We start from the raw sequence: 19990 nt of genomic DNA, 5'->3' as shown, positions 1-19990 counted from the left end.
ATCTTTAGAAAGCTGCTTTTAAGCGGCTTTTTTTTGTGCAAATTGGGTACACAATGCCACAAATACAGGCAATAAGTCATACCAGTCCTCTTCTATTTCTGAAGGGGATTTTTTTTTTTTCTTTCAACATTGAAAACAACTCCTTCCTTTTTCCTTAGGAAACAAATCAACAAATAAAAATTCAGGATCCCGGATTTATTCTGAGACAAAGGTTTACCAGTCTAAACTGGCCTGTTCAGGTTTATTTCCCTATAAATAAACCGGCTATTTTAGTATTTTTGATTATGACAAAATGTTTAATTTCCTTTGATCATGATCATTTCAATAAAAAGAGTCTGTTTTTTGCAAAAGAACCAAATATAAAAAGAGATTAACGTGAATCCATATGAATAACCTCTCCCATTTTTCAGATAGAAATACGATACTGGATTTGTTTTCAGAACAAGTCAAAATAATACCTTCTCAAACTGCTGTATCGTTTGAAAACCAAAATGTCAGCTACCAGGAATTAGACCAGATTTCCAACCAACTTGCCTATTATCTGATGAGCAAGGGAATTCAGCAGGAATCGCTGGTTCCTATCTGCATGAATGATCCTAAAAACATGCTGATCGGTATTCTTGGGATACTCAAAGCTGGAGCCGCCTATGTGCCTGTTGATGCAGATTTTCCTGTAGCACGCATGAAATACATGGTTCAGGATAGCGGAGCTACACTAGTGATCACAGATCTACAATCTTTGTCTTTTCTAAGCGCCGCTACGGGATTACAAATTGTTCTGGCAGATCAGGACTGGTCTATCCTTTCCGGATTACCAGATCATGCTGTTGTCCCGACAGTCTCAGCGGATCAAATCGCTTATGTGATTTATACCTCAGGCTCTACCGGAGTTCCTAAAGGTGTCATGATTGAACATCATTCCCTGACAGATTATATACTTGGACTGGCTGCTCATTTGCCTTTATCTGACTGCAAAAACTATGCGGTAGGTGCAACTATGGCCACTGACCTTGGAAACACGGCCATATTTAGTTCATTGGCGCTGGGAGGCACTTTACATCTATTCAGCAAGGAGAACTTTAACCATCCGGAATATATACATCCTTATTTCAACACACATGCAATCGACTGCCTGAAGATTGTACCATCTCATTGGAAATCTCTGGCATTAGCGGGCATTGACTTAATGCCTCAGCAAATATTGATTTTTGGAGGTGAAGCGCTAAGTGCCAGTATGGTTAAAGAAATCAAGCCTCCAGCTGGAAATACCTGTAGCATCGTAAACCACTATGGACCTACAGAAACAACCATTGGTAAACTCTTACACCTTGTCAATGGGAATACCGTTTACGACCACACCATTCCCATTGGCAAACCTTTTAGCAAGGCAAAGGTATATATCGTTAATCCAGACTTAAAAGAAGCAGGAATTAATGAAACTGGCGAAATTTATATCGGAGGTTCTGGTTTAGCCAGAGGTTATTTAAACCGTCCAGAGCTTACTGAAGAACGCTTTGTCAGAGATTTCTTCTCTAATGAACCCAATGCACGCTTATACCTGACCGGCGATCTTGGAAAGAAACGGGAAGATGGAGAAATTGAATACCTGGGCCGAATTGATGATCAGGTAAAAATCCGCGGCTATCGAATCGAGCTTGGAGAGATTGAGAGCATCCTGCAGACTGCACCAGGCATTAAACAAGGCGTAGTGTTGGTCAAAGAAAATCTGCTGGGTGACAAAAGACTAGTGGCTTATGTAGTAGTTCATGAGCATTACGATAAGAAAACGTTAATCGGCTATTTAGAAAGCAAACTACCAGCTTTCATGGTGCCGCAGCTGATTGTACCCCTGGAGGCCCTGCCTTTTAGTCCAAATGGAAAAGTGGATAAAAAAGCATTACCAGATCCGGAGGTAGAAAAGCTCCTGACCAACAGTTATCAGGCACCCAATTATAAAACAGAAAATTACCTTTCAGAAATCTGGAAAGAAATCCTCGGTTTGAGCCGGGTAGGCATTGATGACAATTTTTTTGAACTTGGAGGAAATTCCTTACTGGCACAAAAATCTGTTGCCTTATTAAAACTGAAACACGGCTTACACTTGCAGGTCACCAAACTATACCAATTCCCAAGAATCCGGGACATTGCAGAATTTCTGGATGGAAAAGACCAGGCCAAAACCTATAAAAACACAAAAACAACGAAAAACCAGGATACTGAGGTGGCCATTATTGGCATGACTGGCCGCTTTCCAGGTGCAGATTCAGTAAATGAGCTCTGGGAGCTGCTTAAGGCTGGAAAAGAAAGTACAAAATTCTTTTCTGATGGAGAGTTAGACCCAAGCGTAGCTCCCGAGATCAGGAACCATCCTGACTATGTGAAGGCAAGAGGTATCATAGAGGAAGTTCAAGGCTTTGATGCTGCTTTCTTTGGCATCAGTCCAAAGCTAGCAGAACTTATGGACCCTCAACAACGCGTCTTTCTGGAAATAGCCTGGCAGTTATTGGAAAAAACGGGTTATGCGGCCAGTAACGATGAAGGGCCAACTGGTGTTTTTGCTGGTGTCCGCGTCAATACCTATTATGCAAATAATGTAGTGCCAAATACAGCCTTGATCGACAATGTAGGAAAGTTTCAGGTGGTCACCGTAAATGATAAAGACTATGTTGCCACCAGAACCGCATACACACTTAATTTAAAAGGCCCGGCGGTAAATGTTCAGTCTGCCTGCTCTACTTCTCTCCTTGCCATCGCTCAGGCTGTACAGAGCATTAGAACTGGCCAATGTGAGATGGCCCTTGCTGGCGGCGCAACCATTAATTCGCCGGTGAATGTGGGACATCTTTATGAGGAAGGTGCAATGCTGAGTAATGATGGACATTGCAGGCCATTCGATGCCGCAGCAGAAGGCACGGTATTTAGTGATGGCGCCGGCGTAGTATTACTTAAAGATAAAGATGCTGCTTTAAGAGATGGCGATCAGATTTATGCCGTCATCAAAGGGATAGGGATCAGTAATGATGGAGGAGGCAAAGGCAGTTTCACTGCACCAAGTGCAGAAGGACAAGCGGCAGCCATACGAATGGCCATTAATGATGCAGGAATAGATCCTGCTCAGATCAGCTATATAGAAACACACGGCACAGCAACCCCTTTAGGCGATCCTATTGAAATTGAAGGCTTGAATCTTGCATTTGGACAACAGGAGCACAAACAATATTGTGCCATTGGATCGGTGAAAAGTAATTTCGGTCACCTCACCTGTGCCGCAGGTGTGACAGGATTAATTAAGGCCAGTCTGGCCTTATACCATCAGCAGATTCCCGCCAGCATCAATTACAACAAACCAAATCCAAATATCGACTTTGAAAATAGTCCTTTTATCGTGAACACCAGTTTAAAGGAATGGAAAGGCGAGCGTCGACTGGCGGGAGTCAGTTCTTTTGGTGTTGGAGGTACAAATGTTCATTTGATTCTGGAGTCGCATGAAGATCAGCACCTGAATAAAGCTCAGGCAATAAAAAAAACCTCCCTTCCCTTACAAGTAGTTTGCTGGTCTGCTAAAAACGAGCAAAGCTTGAATCAGTATGGCGAAAAGTTATTAGAATTTTTGGCGCAGGAGGAAAAGCTGGAGCTTGCTGACCTCGCTTACACTTTGAATCAGTTCAGACAAACTTTTCCATTCCGGAGATTTGTCCTCGCTTCAGATCTGGAATCGCTAAAATCAGAATTACAAAAAGGAAAAAATTTATCCCCTGCACAAACTAAAAAAAATCCAGGTGTCATTAGAGAAGCGGTATTTACCTTCCCCGGACAGGGAGCACAATTTCCGGGCATGGGCAGGGCATTGTACGATCATGAACCTGTATTTCGTGCTGCAATGGACGAATGTAACCTGCTTTTAAGTCCTAAGTTAAAGGAAAGTCTCCTGGCTATAATTTATCCTCAGGAAATTGATGCCGCGGCAGAGGAACGTTTAAAAAACACAAAGTACAGCCAACCCGCCCTATTTATGATCGGCTATGCTTTAACTAAACTCTGGATGAGCTGGGGGGTATTTCCTTCTGCTTTCATCGGTCATAGTATTGGAGAATTTGTTGCTGCCCATTTTGCAGGTGTATTTGATTTAAAAGATGCCTTAAATATCATTGCTACCCGGGGACAACTCATGAGTGAGCTTCCCGGAGGAAGTATGCTCTCTGTTCGTGAGAAAGCAGAAATAATAAAACCAATGCTTCCGGAAGATGTGGCTTTGGCCGCCGTCAACTCCCCCGATCTTTGTGTCCTGGCGGGTACTTATGAAGGTATCGCTGCATTCAGTACGCTGTTAAATGAAAAGGAAATTGCCAACAGGTTATTACATACCAGCCATGCCTTCCATTCCTTTATGATGGATCCTGTATTGGAGCCTTTCACAAAAGAATTGTTGGCACTGAAATTTAATCTTCCGCAACTACCTATCTATTCTACCGTTAAAGGAAGAAAACTTACAGATGAAGAAGCTACAGATCCATCGTATTGGGCCAATCATTTACGCGCTACCGTACAGTTTGACAATGCCGCGGCATTATTGCTTTCTGAGCATCAGGGCAAAGCATTTATTGAAATGGGACCGGGTAATGCTACTGCTACGTTTTTACGCCAGCAGCCACTGGGGAAAGATAACCTGATCCTGAGTTCAATGGAAATGCCAAAGGAAAGTGAATCAGCTTACCACAGTATCCTGAGGGCTTTTGGACAGTTGTGGTCAAATGGCTATCCAAACAATTGGTCTGCTTTCTATGGTCAAGACAAACCTACCAGGTTAACAAACCTGCCTACTTACGCCTTTAACAAAACAAAATATTGGGTTCAGCCTCCTATTTCAACGGCTGCTTTTACTCCTCCAGTTTATATGGAAGAATCACCTATTACATCAACCCTACAACCTTCACCAGTAATGAGAAAGCAATCCTTAATCGGTCAGATCAAAGACATTCTGGAAAATACTTCAGGAATAGATATGCAGGATGCACCTGCAGAAATCAGCTTCATAGAAATGGGATTGGATTCCCTGCTATTGACACAAATCGCAATTGCCTTAAAAAAGAGTTTTAATGTACCTATTACCTTTCGCCAGTTAAATGAAGAATTCAATAATCTTGAATCTTTGGCGAATTACCTGGATCAGCAGCTGCCTCCGGAAAATTTAGCTCCATCAGGTGTAAACCATGCTGCCACACCTTCAGCAGCTATCGCTATTCCCAATCCGGTAAATGGTCAACAGCATAATGGATCGGCTTACCCTACATCACATACCGCCACAGCAATGGAATTGATCAGTCAGCAGATCAGCCTGCTGTCGCAACAAGTGGCTTTATTACAAGGGCAACCATTGGCTAGTAAAACAGTGACTGTAATACCGCCCGCCCCATTTCCAGAAACGAACCATGGTTCTAATCCTGGTCTGACCTTAACCAATGGAAAAACGCCTGATTTAACAGCCGAAGAACTCATTGAGATAAAAAAACCTTTTGGTGCGAGTCCTAAGATAGAAAAACAATCTGCGGTTTTAAATCCTGCCCAGCAACAATACCTGGACGATTTAACGTCCAGATATACTCAAAAAACAAAGGCCAGCAAGGCCTACACCCAGGAAAACCGCGCACATATGGCCGATCCCAGGGTCGTTTCAGGATTTAAACCGGCAACGAAGGAATTGGTTTATTCTATTGTGATCAATAAATCCAAAGGAAGTAAATTCTGGGATTTAGATGGCAATGAATATATCGACGCCTTAAATGGCTTTGGTTCAAATATGCTGGGTTATCAACCTGAAGTGATCAAAAACGCATTATTAGAACAGATAGAAAAAGGTTATGAGATTGGCCCGCAGCATGAACTTGCAGGAGAAGTCAGTAAGCTCATCTGTGAGTTTACTGATTTCGACCGTTCTGCCTTATGTAACACGGGTTCTGAGGCGGTTTTAGGCGCAATGCGTATTGCACGTACCGTAACCGGTAGGTCCCTGATTGTTGCCTTTACCGGTTCTTACCATGGAATCGTGGATGAAGTGATTGTAAGGGGCAGTAAGAAATTGAAGTCTTTCCCGGCTGCACCAGGCATTATGCCGGAGGCAGTACAGAATATGTTGATTCTGGATTATGGGACTGAAGAATCTTTAAAGATCATTAAAGAACGTGCAAATGAAATTGCTGCTGTATTGGTTGAACCTGTTCAGAGTCGCAGACCAGAGTTCCAGCCTATTGCCTTTTTGAAAGAATTAAGAGCATTAACAGAACAGTCTGGCACGGCCTTGATTTTTGATGAGGTAATTTCGGGTTTCCGCTTCCATCCAAGGGGCACTCAGGGTCTTTTTGACATCAAAGCCGACTTGGGGACTTATGGGAAGGTTGCTGGTGCGGGTATTTCTATCGGCATCATCGCTGGTAAAAGGAAGTTTATGGATGCATTAGATGGTGGTTTCTGGCAATACGGAGACGATTCCATTCCGGAAATTGGCGTCACCTATTTTGCTGGTACTTTTGTTCGCCATCCCCTGGCTCTGGCCACAGCCAAAGCTTCTTTAAACTATATGAAGGAACAGGGCCCTGGTTTGCAATCCGATTTAAATGAAAAAACCAAATACATTGCAGACACCCTAAACGGGATCATCAAAAAGCTGGAGGTACCGATGTTTATTGCACAATTTGGTTCTTTATGGCGCGTTAAGTTTTTGGAAGAATATCCTTATACTGAGTTGTTCTTTACCTTGATGAGGTTAAAAGGCATTCATATTTTAGAGGGTTTCTCCTGTTTCCTGACCACCGCCCATAGTCAGGACGACATTGACAAGATCATACATACTTTTGAAGTCTGCTTAACAGAATTAAAATCTGCCGGTTTTATACCTGTCTATCATCATCCAGTGGAAGAAGAGAAAATCTCATTAAAAAAAGATATATTTAGTCATCCGCCGTTAAGCAATGCCAGATTAGGAAAAGACGAAGCAGGTAATCCGGCCTGGTTTATTGAGGATGAAAAAAATCCAGGAAAGTACCTTCAGGTAAATTAAATCAAATAATTAATGTCCCAATATACTTTTACCCCAGTTGATTTTAATCCTTTTGAAGAAGCAAAAGTGATTTCGAAGATCGTATACACAAATGAGCCACAGAAAGAAATCTGGCTTTCCTGTATGATTGGAGAAGTTGCCGCGAACCTGGCTTATAACGAGTCGGTGTCCCTGGATCTTAAGGGCGAACTCCACTTGTCCCATTTTTCTGCTGCCCTTAAGGAAGTCGTAGAAAGGCACGAAGCCTTAAGAGCTACAGTTAGTCCGAATGGGGAAACTCTGATCGTCTATAAATCATTGGACATCCCTCTTTCAATCTATGACCTCTCCGGGGAAATCGATCAGCAAAGCATTTTGAAAGCGTTTGTAGAAAAAGAAATGCAAAATCCTTTCGATTTGCAGGAAGGTCCGTTATTGCGCTTATTCTTACACAAACAAAGCGATAATCACCATTTCTTTACCATTGTTAAACACCATGTCATTAGTGACGGTTGGTCTACCGGTGTATTTCTGGAAGATTTGAGTAAGATTTACAATGCAAAGTTAGCTGGAAAAGCATTGGCCTTAAGTCCGCCTCCGCAGATCAGCGATTATGCGACTGAGATGATGGCTTTTGAGCAAAGTCCGGAATACCGGGAAACACTCAATTATTGGTTACAGATGTACCAGGACCATGTGCCGGTCTTAGATCTACCTACCGATTTCCCCAGACCAGCAGTTAGAACCTATAAAGCAGCCAGGTTTGATTTACATCTTCCTTTGGAAATGGTCACACAGCTCAAAAAAACCGGGGCAAGTTCCGGAGCGAGTCTGGTGAACACTTTGCTGAGCGCATTTGAGGTATTTCTCTACTTACAAACCCATCAGCAGGAACTGACAGTGGGGCTCCCTGCTGCCGGACAAGCGGCAACAGAGAAATTCGGATTGGTTGGCCACTGTGTAAACCTCCTTCCTTTGAAAACAAGGATTGAACCAGAGCTCAGCTTCGCTGAGTACTTAAAAAAACGAAAGAAAGCATTCTTTGATGCCTATGACCATCAAAAGTTCACATTTGGACAGTTGGTCAAAGCACTAAACCTAAAAAGAGATCCTTCCAGGATTCCATTGGTCCCTGTTGTTTTCAACATTGACATGGGCATGGACAACTCGGTATCATTTGATCAATTGAGCTATGAGCTGATTTCTAATCCCAGAGCTTACGAAACGTTTGAGTTGTTTTTGAATGCCACCAGTTCTAAACGTGGACTTACTTTAGAATGGACTTATAATACCCAATTGTTCAATGCCGGTTCCATTGAGAAAATGGCCAAAGATTTTGAACAACTGCTAAATCAAATTATCGCAGAACCTGGAAAAACAATACAGGACCATACCCAGGCTAATTCAGAAGCCTGGCTGGATCAGTTGAAACTATGGAATCAAACGGAAGTTGATATTGATAAAAAAAGTACTTTACTGGAGCTGATCGAAGCAGCCGCCTTAAAGTTTCCGGCTCATAAAGCGGTTACTTTTAAAGCTCAGCAACTGAGCTATGAAGAGCTCCTTGTTCGTATAAATCAGTTTGCTGCTTATTTACTTGACCATGGAATCAAAACCGGAGATATCATTGCCCTGGCAACCGACCGCTCAATAGAAATGCTGGTTGCTTTACTCGGGATCCTTAAAGCTGGTGGCGTATATCTTCCTCTGGATCCGGATTTCCCACAGGATCGTATTGTCTACATGCTGGAAGATTCCAAAGTGAAAATATTGTTGGTCTCCCAAAACCTTCAAGGTAAATATCCCACAGCAGCCACTGAATTAATCATAGAGGAGATTTGGCCTGAATTGCAAAACCAAAGCTCAAAAATAGCTGCTGTCGATCTCTCAGGTCATGACCTCGCTTATATATTGTATACCTCGGGATCTACAGGAAGACCTAAAGGAGTTAAAATTACCCATAGCAATTTGCTGAATTTTCTACTGAGTATGCAATGCTCACCTGGAATTACTCCTTCAGACCGTTTACTGGCCATTACTACCATTTCATTTGATATTGCCGGCCTGGAATTGTACCTGCCACTCATTACCGGCGCAGAATTGGTAATATGTGATACAGAAACTGCAAGAGATGGACGTTTATTATTAGATTTGATTCAGGCAAAAAACATCAGCATCATGCAAGCCACACCTTCTACCTGGAGAATGATGGTAGAATCCGGCTGGAACAATGAGCTCCCTTTAAAGGTACTTTGTGGTGGTGAAGCGCTGCCTAAAGACCTGGCGACAGCATTATTACTGCGTTGTGCGTCTTTATGGAATATGTATGGTCCTACAGAAACCACCATATGGTCGACTTTAAAAGAAGTTAAAAAAGATGATGAACAGATCACGATTGGAAGGCCAATTTTCAATACCAGTATTTATCTGGTCAATGAGCATGGACAACTGGTGCCTCCAGGAAATGTCGGAGAAATTTTAATTGGTGGCGAAGGTTTGGCGGAAGGCTACCTGAATCAAGCGGAATTGACCGCAGAAAAATTCATCAAAGATACTTTCAGTGGAAAACCAGGAGGCAGGCTGTATAAAACCGGCGACCTTGGAAAATTTACAGAAGAGGGCGAGATCATTTGTTTGGGCAGATCTGATCAGCAAGTGAAAATTCGCGGCCACAGGATAGAGCTTGGGGAAATCGAAAATTGTATTACTGAACTCAAGGATGTAAAGCAAGCTGTAGTTCTGGCCAGAGCCGACCAATCGGCGGAACAAAAACTGGTCGCTTATGTGGTTCCGGAAACATTACTTACAAATAATGAAACTCCTTCCTGGAAAGACCGCTGGGATACCATTTATGATATGGCCGCATCATCTTCAGCTGGAAAAGCAGAATCTGAACAAAAAATTGATGGGATTTTATTGGAACAGTGGAAGAATAGCGAAAGCTTGGTGGAACAGGCGGCGGAATGGCTGAAGGTATCTGCACAAAGGATTAAGGCATTAAATGCTCAGGATATTTTAGAGATTGGTAGCGGTGGTGGTCAGCTCATGTTTGAGCTTGCTCCATTTGCCAAGTCCTATCTGGCGACAGATTATGCGGAGACGGCGATTCAAAAGCTACAGGAAAAACTGGATACACATCCCGGAAAATGGCCTCATGTTAAAACCATGGCCAATGCTGCTGATGATTTTAGTGGCCTCAATGGTTCCTCATTTGATCTGATACTGATCCACAGTGTGGCACAGTATTTTCCAGACACCGCGTATTTCCTGAAGGTGATCACTGCTGCGATAGCGCGTTTAAAAACTGGAGGCTGTTTATTTATTGGCGATATGCAAGGTAAAAACAGCTTAACCATGTATCATGCGATGGACTATCTCGCCAATGCAAAAGATACCAGCACACTACCGGATTTCCATGAAGTGGTAAACAACCGGGTTAGGATTGAAGACGAGTTTGTTGCAGACCCTGCCTTTTTCTACCTCTTACCTCAATTAATGCCTGAGATTTCTGCGGTAGATGTACAACTTAGGGAAGGAAGCTCCCTAAATGAAACCACAAAATATCATTATGATGTTTGGATTTATGTAAATTCCAATCATAAAACGATCCATCCGGATGTATCTCTGGATTTCGCCACATTGCAGGACCTGAATGCGGTAACGACACTATTATCTCAGGAAGCTACAAACTGCATTGCGATCAATGGAGTTTTCAATTCCAGAACAGCAAAAGACCATACCTTACTGGATTGGTTGCAATCTGCTCCTGCCACCGCCCTCGTCGGCGACATTAAAAAACAACTGACACAGGTATCAACAGGAATTCATCCGGACGATTTTTGGGAATTAGGTGCAAAACTGGGTTTCCGTACACATATTCGCTGGAGTTCGGATGGTACAGATGGTAAATATGATGTGGTGTTCATCAAGAACGGAACAGAACAACTTGTTCCGGCAGCTCCTGAAATGGACCTCAGAAATCTAAATTTACTGGACTTTGCCAAAACGCCTGATTCCACAAATGAACTGTTTCTCTCTAAAAAAACGATAACAGAATGGAAGGAAACGCTGGCCCGTCAACTGCCAGATTATATGGTACCAACAGACTTTATCGCTTTAAAAGCATTTCCACTTACTCCTAATCATAAAATCGACAAGAAGGCATTGCCGAAACCCCAGCCGAAATCTGGCCATCAAGGGCAAGCGAGAGAGCTTCCTCAAAATAAGACAGAGCAAATGGTCTTTGACATTTGGTCGGCTGTTTTGGGATTAGAATATATGGATACCACTGCTGATTTTTTTGAGCTTGGCGGACATTCCCTATTGGCAGTAAAAGTAATGGCAGCAATTGAAAAAGAAACCGGAAAGAGATTACCGCTGGCTACATTATTTGAAAATGCCAATATTCAGAAACTAGCAAAAAAACTAAGTCCGGCTGAACAGGAAGTAAGCTGGGAAGCTTTGGTACCCATCAAAACTTCGGGATCAAAACACCCCCTCTTTATGGTTCATGGAGGTGGATTAAATGTAATGGTATTCCAGTCGATGAGCAAATACCTGGATGAAGACCAACCACTTTATGGTTTACAGGCCATAGGATTAAACCAGGAAGCCAATCTTCCAGATAGCATCGAAGAAATTTCTGCTGTATATGTCTCAGAAATCATAAAAGTGCAGCCAGAAGGTCCCTATTCTTTATCCGGCTATTCCCTGGGTGGTTTCATCGTTTATGAAATGGCTAAACAGCTCATCAGTATGGGCAAAGAAGTTAAGTTTTTAGGTATCATGGACACCTATGCCGGAGATGTAGGAAGCTCAGTTACAAAATCTACAAAACTGTTTAATAAAATTAAAAGACAATTTTACAAGATTCCTTTTCTTATCGGTAATTTCTTCCGGTACCCCGCTGAATCATTCTCTTATCAGCTGGAAATGTTGAAACGCAAGATAAATGGTAAGAACTTACCTATGGGGGAAGATTACACCCTCCATTTCAGTCCATACGAAAAGAAGATTTACAATAGCTACGATCAGGCACACAACCACTACACAATGGTTCCGGAAGCACTTAAAATCAGTCTGTTTACGGTAAGAAAAAGGTTGTATTTCCTGGATGACAACCATTCACTCGGCTGGGCAAAATATGCGAAAAAAGGAATTGAACGTCATTATGTGCCAGGCGACCATGAGACTTTCCTTTATCCACCAAACAATGAAGAATTTGCAAGAATTCTACAGGATGCGCTCAACAAAATTTAATGGAAACTGCTGAAACCTTATTAAATGGAGCTGTTCACTGGCGACCTTACGACGGGCAGGATCTTTCTCTGAAAGATCTTGTCCAGGTCTTCAAAATTAAAGCCAGTGATTATTTTAAAAAAATAAGAGCAGAGGACATTCTTTCTGCCGAAGAACTCGCTAAAGCTGCCCGGTTTCTCCAGCAACAAAGTAAAGAAAACTACACGGTGCGCAAGTATTTCCTGAGAAAACTACTGTCTGTTTTTACGGGGATCCCTCCTACCGAATTGGTTTTTAAACTGATGGCAAATAAGAAACCTGGTATGGATGGTTTGTTTTTCAATGTTAGTCATTCCAGGGATTTAATCACCATTGCTTTCAGTAGCACCGACATTGGAATTGACCTGGAATATATCGATCCGAATTTCCAATACCAGGATATAATGGCTCTTTGTTTCTCAAAAGAAGAAATACTGCTGGTAGAAATGGCAGATCAACCTATGCTGGCATTTTACCTGATATGGACCCGAAAAGAGGCCATTATCAAAGCTACCGGAGAAGGAATTGAAGAACAACTTCAGACAGTACCCAGCCTTCAAAGACAAATCCTAAGGAATGGAACAAACTACCAAGTAACCAGTTATCTTGCAACAGCAAATCATCTTTTCACAACAGCCAACCCCGCTATAGAAAAGCCATTTGTGTTCTGGGATCTGACGACAGCATTTACTTTCTTTTAGACTTTTCCCAGGCGGCACTTTGGTTCTTTTTATAATACCTGATAATGCCTGCCATCACCGCATAATTCATGATACAGAAATAATAGGGAATAAACAGGGCTTTAATTCTGATATTTCTATTTTCAAAATAGAACCCGATGAGCGCAAGCGTATAAAATATGACCTGCAGGCCAAATAGAATCTGATAAAACGGAGCAGCTGTTTCTATGGCAATAATCCCATTTAAAATGAAAGCCAGTATTAAAAGAAATGGTGTGATGGTCCACCTTAAAACACGGTGACTGATATATTGAAATGTAAAAATGGGATTATGAAATGGATTGGCAGATTTTTTCAACCTTAAAATCGATTGGATTCCTCCTGCAGCAATTCTAATTTTTCGCTTTAACTCTTCTTTTACATCGGCAGAAGCCGTTTCCATAGCATAAGCATTGGGTTCATAAGCAATGATGTATCCATTTTCAGCGATGCGCATCGCTATCATATGATCATCAATGATGGTATCTGATTCTACAGGCTGATATAATGCCGTTCGGATACTGAACAACTCGCCTGCGGCACCTACACCTGAATACAAGGCATAATCCCATTTTTTCAACAAGGATTCATATTTCCAGTAAAAGCCCTCGCCAGCAGAACTTGCATCTGCGGTTTCAGGAACAAGTATTCTTTTTTCTCCTGCAACTGCCCCTACTTTTGGATTTTGATAATGCTTCACCAGTTCCAGGAGCGCATCCTTATTCAAAAATGTATTGGCATCGGTAAAAACCGTTATTTCCCCATTGATAAATGGTATTGCTCTTTTGATAGCAGCCATTTTACCTGCTCGGCTATCTATATGAAGTAAGGTAATTTCTGAAAATTGGCGCACCTTATCTGGGGTGTCATCAGAGGATCCATCTGTGGTAAAAATTAACTGAATCTTGTCCTTAGGATAGTTCAGAGCCAGTGTGTTCTTGATTTTCTCTTCAATAATTTCGGATTCGTTATAGGCCGCCACCAGCAAACTTACTCTTGGCAACTCTTTTCCTTCCTGGAAAATGAAAGGTTTTATAATTAGGTTTTTGATCTTTAACAGAAAGTAAAGTACGAAACCATATCCTACAAATGTATAAATGATCAGAAAAATGCTGATCCAGAAAATTATAATCATTAATGCTATATTTTAAAACCTAAATTCTCACTGCTTTTACTGTGGCTAAAATTCCACATGATTCCTCTAAATACCCACTTTATCAAATCTGTTCTTCCTTTTTTAAGATAAATAAATATTTGTTTTGGACAAGCAACACCGATATAAAAACAAGAAAAAAGCAAGAGATTTAGAAAACTGGTATTTCTACGTATAAATAGCATCCGGTTCCTGGTCATGAAATAAGTTTTGATGCTACTTTCCTTACCTACACTTATCGATTCCTTATGATAGATTTTTGTTTTTCCGCAGAACCAGATTTTCTTTCCTGCCCGCTTAAACTGTTCACACCAATCTAACTCTTCATAATATAAGAAATAGTTTTCCGCCATCTGTCCAACATGATTGAGGTCTTTCCTCCTGCACATCATTGCTGCACCATGGCAAAAGCCCGTCTCTCGACTATCCAAATCAAATTGACCCTCGTTCTTTTCCATATTACCGATCCCTCTATTCCTCGCCGTGAGGTAATTCATTTCTGTAAAACCCGCATATTGGATGATGTCTGGCTGGTCATAATAAAGTATTAAAGGAGATATGATGCCTATTTCCTGGTCCTGCTCCATGGTCTCTGTTAGTACGGTAATCAGATTAGGGCTGATTTCTGTATCGTTGTTTAATAACAACAAGAACTCACCTTTAGCGATTTTAATTCCCATATTATTTCCGCCTGCAAAGCCAAGATTTTGTTCAGAACGCAAATAGATCAATTCAGGATATGCAGCTAAAAACCTGGGACCATTATCCTCTTTACTCCCATTATCTACCAAAATCAATTCAATTGGGATGCCTATCGTATTGTCCTTTACCGATTGCAGGAAGGCTAATGTTACTTCAGGCTGGTTAAAATTTACAGAAATTATAGAAGTCAGTTTCATCTGGTGTAAAAATAGGATTTTGATTACTCATTTTTTAAGGATTTAATTGTTAAAAACGTTATCATTGTAATCGTTAAATTAAGTAAAAATAAAACAGCAGTTACCCATGCTTAAAAAAGATGTCATCACTAAATAAGCTATCAAAGGTATTAAAATATCTGGGCATACTTATGAGTACGTCACTGACGCAATGTAACCGACCGGTTACTGTAGGGCGACAATTAGAGCACAGCGCTAATGATTCGGCTATAGTAATCCCAATGCTCAGTTTAGGTGATACTTCGAGATTGGTAACTATAGATATAGACCTAAAAAAAGTCAAAAAACCTGGTTTGCATTTTACCGACTTAGCCTTTAATAAAAGTAAGGGGTTTCTGTTGATGAAAGACGACGGGCTGGCTTCAGATTATAACATTGTTTATAAGGTATTGTCTGGTGGGATAATTGATGGGCAACGCTATCCTGGCTTCAGCTATACTGATGGTGCAGGTAAAAATATTGGCTATAAATATTCTTTTGCGATTAATCCCAATGAAGAACACAGCAGTTCTTCAAACGTAACGTCCTGGTCACAGATTTCAGAAATGGTGTCTAAGGGGCATTCCATGATGAACCATACTTTAAATCACGGTGGGACAGATAAATTAAAGGCCTTAAAAGATGCCGAAAAAAATCTGTGGCGTCATACCCATTATCGGATGACGGAAATTGCGATTCCTTCAAATGAAGAAGGTTTCGTAGAAACTGGGATTCAGCTGGGCTATCCTTTGATCAGCTCAGAATTCGGAGAACCTGTACCAGATGGTAATAATAATCCCGGCAATGAAAATATAAGTTGGGGAAGTGTGATTCGCATGGAAAGCCAGAACTTTAATAAAGTATTAATTTCCAGGACAAATTTAGGCGACCAATGGAATTCCTCCGAGCTTAAGAACTCAAAAAGTTTTGTTGATTACGTATTGAATCATCCCGAAAAATCAAAAAAACTAATTGGTGCTGCATTTAGTCATGGTCCGTTTGGAGATCACAAAGAAGGCGCTAAAATTTTCTTTGACTTTATAAATTACATCAAGCATCACCCTGGGAACCGGGATAGCGTATGGATGACTTCCTCAAAAGAATTGATGGATTATGTAAAGACAAAAGCGAAAGTAAAGGTCATTAAAGAAAAGTATGATCCGGCAAAAGGAAAATACCACATTGTTTTGGATATGGATGCAGTTGATCCAAATGTCATTTACAGGAACATGAGTTTTCTTGTACAGGGCGGAGAGATCACCAATGTCAAAGCCACTGGAATCAACGATGTTACTTTTAATCCTAAAACCGGCCTGGTCAATATTTACAAAACCGACAGGTCCAGAATCCGAGATCCTTTTAAAGATAAATTACCTCCACAAATTTTAAAAATCAGCTTTAAAGGAAACATCATTACTATTGTTTATGATTTACCGGTAAAGCAGCGCAAAGCAGAAGCCTATGAAATTCCAGGAAACAAAGTCTTACAATTAAGAGGCTCTGGAAAAACATGGCAATTGTTACTTCAAAATCCTGTTACAGAAAAACAAACTTTCTATTATCGCATGCAACGTGGGGATGCAGCTCAGGAAGATGATCATTCCTATCGCGTTTGTACCTATGCTGGATTAGCCCTTTTAAAGGAAAATTGATCGGTCTAATTCAGTCAGAAATCATTAAACAGCCTGTAATATTTTAGGCACAATCTAAGAACTTCTTGGATTCCTAACATATTGGCACTATATTTTCATAGTGAAACTTTTACTTTAACATGCGTATCGCCCATTTGATATTAACTTATACCAATCCCAAGCAGACCGAAAGAATGATCAAAATGATGTATCATGAGAATTTCGACTTCTATATTCATGTAGATAAGAAATTTGATATCAATCCACATTTATTTCTTGAGGCACTTCCAAATGTTTATTTCATCAACAACCGGGTGGATGTAAAATGGGCGGGCTTTAGTACGGTCATTGCTACTTTCGAATGCATTAAGGAAATTGTTGGGACGGGAATTCCTTATAAATTTATTAATTTTTTAAGTGGCCAGGACTACCCTCTAAAATCCCCTCAAAGAATCTATAGCTTCTTCAAAGAAAATGTAGGCAAGGAATTTTTGAGTTACAGGGATTTCAAAAACGATTGGAAGGAAGGCTTGATCCGTATGGAAAACTATTTTCTATCGAGCTACAGTTTTCCCGGGAAACACCGCCTGGAAAAAATCATTAATAAAATTATGCCCAATCGAAAACTACCTCACAATCTGCATCCTTATGGCAAATCCATGTTTTGGATGTTGAGTCCGGAAGTAGCCATGTATGTAGTGCATAAAGTAGAAAATGATAAAAAGCTGCGCCAGTTCTTCTCTTTTAGCTGGGCGAGTGATGAATTTGTATTCCAGACGCTAATTCTCAACTCTAAATACAAAGATAGGGTTGTAAATAATAACTACAGGTATATTGACTGGAGTGCTGGTGGTGCAAACCCTAAAGTATTAAATGAAACAGATTACGAAAAACTAGAAAAGACAGAAATGTTGTTTGCCAGAAAATTTGATGTGGTCAACAGCCCTGAAATTCTAGATTTAATTGACAACCATATCCTAAAAAATGGCCCACATTACTAACATTCAAACTTTTAAAGATAGCAGAGGCGTACTGACCGTATTGGATCAGGTTGTTCCATTTGAAATTAAAAGATTATTTTACATTTATGATGTCGATCAGACTGATCGTGGCGGACACAGGCATCATGAAACCCACCAAGCAGCAATCTGTATTAAAGGTTCCTGCAAAATCACCAATAACAACGGTTCAAAAACTGAGATTTTCGATCTCGATAGTCCTGAAAAGTGTTTATTTTTATTGCCGGAAGACTGGCATGTGATGCATGATTTTTCGTCGGATGCAATTTTGCTAGTCCTTGCTTCCACTGCGTTTGATCCTAAAGACTATATTTACGAGCCCTATGATACAGTATGAAAATCTAAAAACTTTAAATAGACCATTTGAAGAAAAATTACGAAACAAATTCGATCTATTCATAGCTAAAGGTTGGTATATTCTGGGAGATGAAGTTGCTTTATTTGAAAAGGAATTTGCAGAATACCACAATGAACAACATGTTGTTGGTGTGGCCAATGGGCTGGATGCATTAATCCTTTCCTTGAAATGCTGTAACTTCCAGCCTGGAGAAGAAGTAATTGTACCTTCCAACACTTACATCGCTACTATTTTATCCATTCTGCATTGTGGCTTAACCCCTATTTTGGTAGAACCTGATCCAAAAACCTATAACCTGGATCCTGCAAAAATTAATGCGGCAATTACGCCCAAAACAGTTGCCATAATGGTCGTTCATCTTTATGGATTATGTTGTGAAATGGATCCTATTTTGGAAATAGCCGCAGAACATGGACTTAAAGTTATAGAGGATTGTGCGCAGGCTCATGGTGCAAAATACAAAAATAAGCTTGCAGGAACTTTCGGTGATTTTGGTGCTTTCAGTTTTTATCCTACGAAAAACTTAGGTGCGCTAGGCGATGCAGGAGCCGTGATTTGTAAGAATGAAGCAGATAGTCATCAAATCAGGCAACTAAGAAATTATGGCTCAGAGAAAAAGTACCATAACAGTATAGTTGGCTATAACTCCAGATTGGACGAACTTCAGGCTTCCTTTTTAAGGGTAAAACTACCTCATCTGGATGAAATCAACAATCATAAACGAAGCTTAGCAAGCATTTATCACCAGGGCCTGAAAGATGATTTCATCAAACCAACTGTTGATCCTGATTTTCACCATGTTTACCATATTTTCAATATACTACACCCGAAAAGAGATCAGTTAAAACAATATTTATTGGACCATGGTATTGGAACTGAGATTCATTACCCGGTGGCTCCTCAAAACCAGGCCGCATTAAAAAATCACCTAACTCATTTCGAATATCCAATTTCCAGTCAAATTCACCTGCATACGCTAAGTTTACCCTGTTCATTTGCCCATAGTAAAGAGGATGTTCAACGGGTGGTTGAAGTCCTGAACAAATTCAATCCTTAATCGCTCATGTATTATCTTGTAAAAGAATCCATTCCTCCTATTGTCCATAGTCTCAGATGGTATAGTTTTAAATATGGATGGAAGGGAAAATACCCTAATTATGACACTGCAAAGCAACATTGCAGAGGCTATGATGAAGGTCATATTCTAAACAAAATCAAGCAGAGTACTTTAAGGGTAATCAATCAGGAAATTCCCTATGAACGCGATGGGATTGCTTACGATCAGGTTCAAATGAACTTTCCTTTGCTTAGTGTATTGTTGTATGTCGCATCCAAGAATGACAATGAACTTACGCTAATTGACTTTGGAGGTTCCTTAGGTACAACTTATTACCAAAACATAGCTTTTCTAAGACATTTAAAACGGCTGAAATGGTGCATTATTGAACAACCCGCATTTGTTGAAGCTGGCAAAAAGGAATTTGAAAATGAACACATTACTTTTTATGGTTCAATTGCAGATTGTATGGCAGAAAATAAGGTGGATTTATTCCTGATCTGCAATGTACTTCAATACCTTCCAAACCCGTATCAATTGCTAGAGGAAGTAAAACAAAGTCTCATACCGCATGTAATGCTTGATTTTATCGCTTACAATGACCAGGCTGGGGATAGAATGACCATTCAGTATGTACCCCCTGTATTTTATGGAATTGAGGCATCCTACCCTTGCAATTTCCCGGACCAAAACCAAATAGAAGACGCATTGAAAGTCGCTTACAAAAAACAGTATAGTTTCATTTCTGCTCAGGAAAAGTATTACCTTCAATTAAAACCCTTCCGATATGAAGGTTCCTTTTGGGAAATCTAAAATCGTATGTTAG

10 protein-coding genes are annotated in these 19990 nt (G+C 40.6%); 8 read left to right on the top strand and 2 right to left on the bottom strand.

The window, feature by feature from the left end:
- Positions 1-385 precede the first annotated feature (385 nt).
- Genes R2Q94_RS04050 through R2Q94_RS04040 form a run of 3 tightly spaced genes read left to right on the top strand, consistent with a single transcriptional unit; the run spans position 386 to position 13011 of the window.
- Entirely contained in the window at positions 386-7054 is a 6669-nt protein-coding gene (locus tag R2Q94_RS04050) for a polyketide synthase (RefSeq protein ID WP_316820157.1), read from the top strand.
- 12 nt (positions 7055-7066) lie between these two features.
- Positions 7067-12292, top strand: coding sequence for a non-ribosomal peptide synthetase (locus R2Q94_RS04045; protein WP_316820156.1), 5226 nt, complete (start codon positions 7067-7069; stop codon positions 12290-12292).
- Entirely contained in the window at positions 12292-13011 is a 720-nt protein-coding gene (locus R2Q94_RS04040) for a 4'-phosphopantetheinyl transferase family protein (protein ID WP_316820155.1), read from the top strand. Before R2Q94_RS04045 ends, R2Q94_RS04040 begins: the two co-directional genes overlap by 1 nt.
- Here R2Q94_RS04040 and R2Q94_RS04035 read toward each other — a convergent pair.
- Positions 12998-14164, bottom strand: a complete 1167-nt coding sequence (locus R2Q94_RS04035) for a glycosyltransferase family 2 protein (RefSeq protein WP_316820154.1) — start codon at positions 14162-14164, stop codon at positions 12998-13000. The genes R2Q94_RS04040 and R2Q94_RS04035 overlap by 14 nt on opposite strands.
- A 5-nt stretch (positions 14165-14169) precedes the next feature.
- Entirely contained in the window at positions 14170-15081 is a 912-nt protein-coding gene (locus R2Q94_RS04030; protein ID WP_316820153.1) for a glycosyltransferase family 2 protein, read from the bottom strand.
- Between the two features lie 170 nt (positions 15082-15251).
- Here R2Q94_RS04030 and R2Q94_RS04025 point away from each other — a divergent pair, with 170 nt between their 5' ends.
- The 5 genes from R2Q94_RS04025 (at position 15252) to R2Q94_RS04005 (ending at position 19977) form a co-directional block, all read left to right on the top strand.
- Positions 15252-16751, top strand: a complete 1500-nt coding sequence (locus tag R2Q94_RS04025; RefSeq protein ID WP_316820152.1) for a hypothetical protein — start codon at positions 15252-15254, stop codon at positions 16749-16751.
- 119 nt (positions 16752-16870) lie between these two features.
- A complete protein-coding gene (locus R2Q94_RS04020) occupies positions 16871-17731 on the top strand; it encodes a beta-1,6-N-acetylglucosaminyltransferase (RefSeq protein ID WP_316820151.1) in 861 nt (286 codons plus the stop codon).
- On the top strand, positions 17715-18086 hold the full coding sequence (locus R2Q94_RS04015) for an FdtA/QdtA family cupin domain-containing protein (protein ID WP_316820150.1): 372 nt from the start codon (positions 17715-17717) through the stop codon (positions 18084-18086). The genes R2Q94_RS04020 and R2Q94_RS04015 overlap by 17 nt, the downstream gene beginning before the upstream one ends.
- Positions 18073-19164, top strand: a complete 1092-nt coding sequence (locus tag R2Q94_RS04010) for a DegT/DnrJ/EryC1/StrS family aminotransferase (protein ID WP_316820149.1) — start codon at positions 18073-18075, stop codon at positions 19162-19164. Before R2Q94_RS04015 ends, R2Q94_RS04010 begins: the two co-directional genes overlap by 14 nt.
- A gap of 6 nt (positions 19165-19170) precedes the next feature.
- Positions 19171-19977: a methyltransferase, TIGR04325 family gene (locus R2Q94_RS04005; RefSeq protein ID WP_316820148.1), complete on the top strand. Its 807-nt coding sequence runs from the start codon at positions 19171-19173 to the stop codon at positions 19975-19977.
- Positions 19978-19990: the final 13 nt, after the last annotated feature.

Source organism: Pedobacter gandavensis, from assembly GCF_032678465.1.
Classification (GTDB): Bacteria; Bacteroidota; Bacteroidia; order Sphingobacteriales; family Sphingobacteriaceae; genus Pedobacter; species Pedobacter gandavensis_B.
This window is presented reverse-complemented; position numbering and strand designations above follow the sequence as displayed.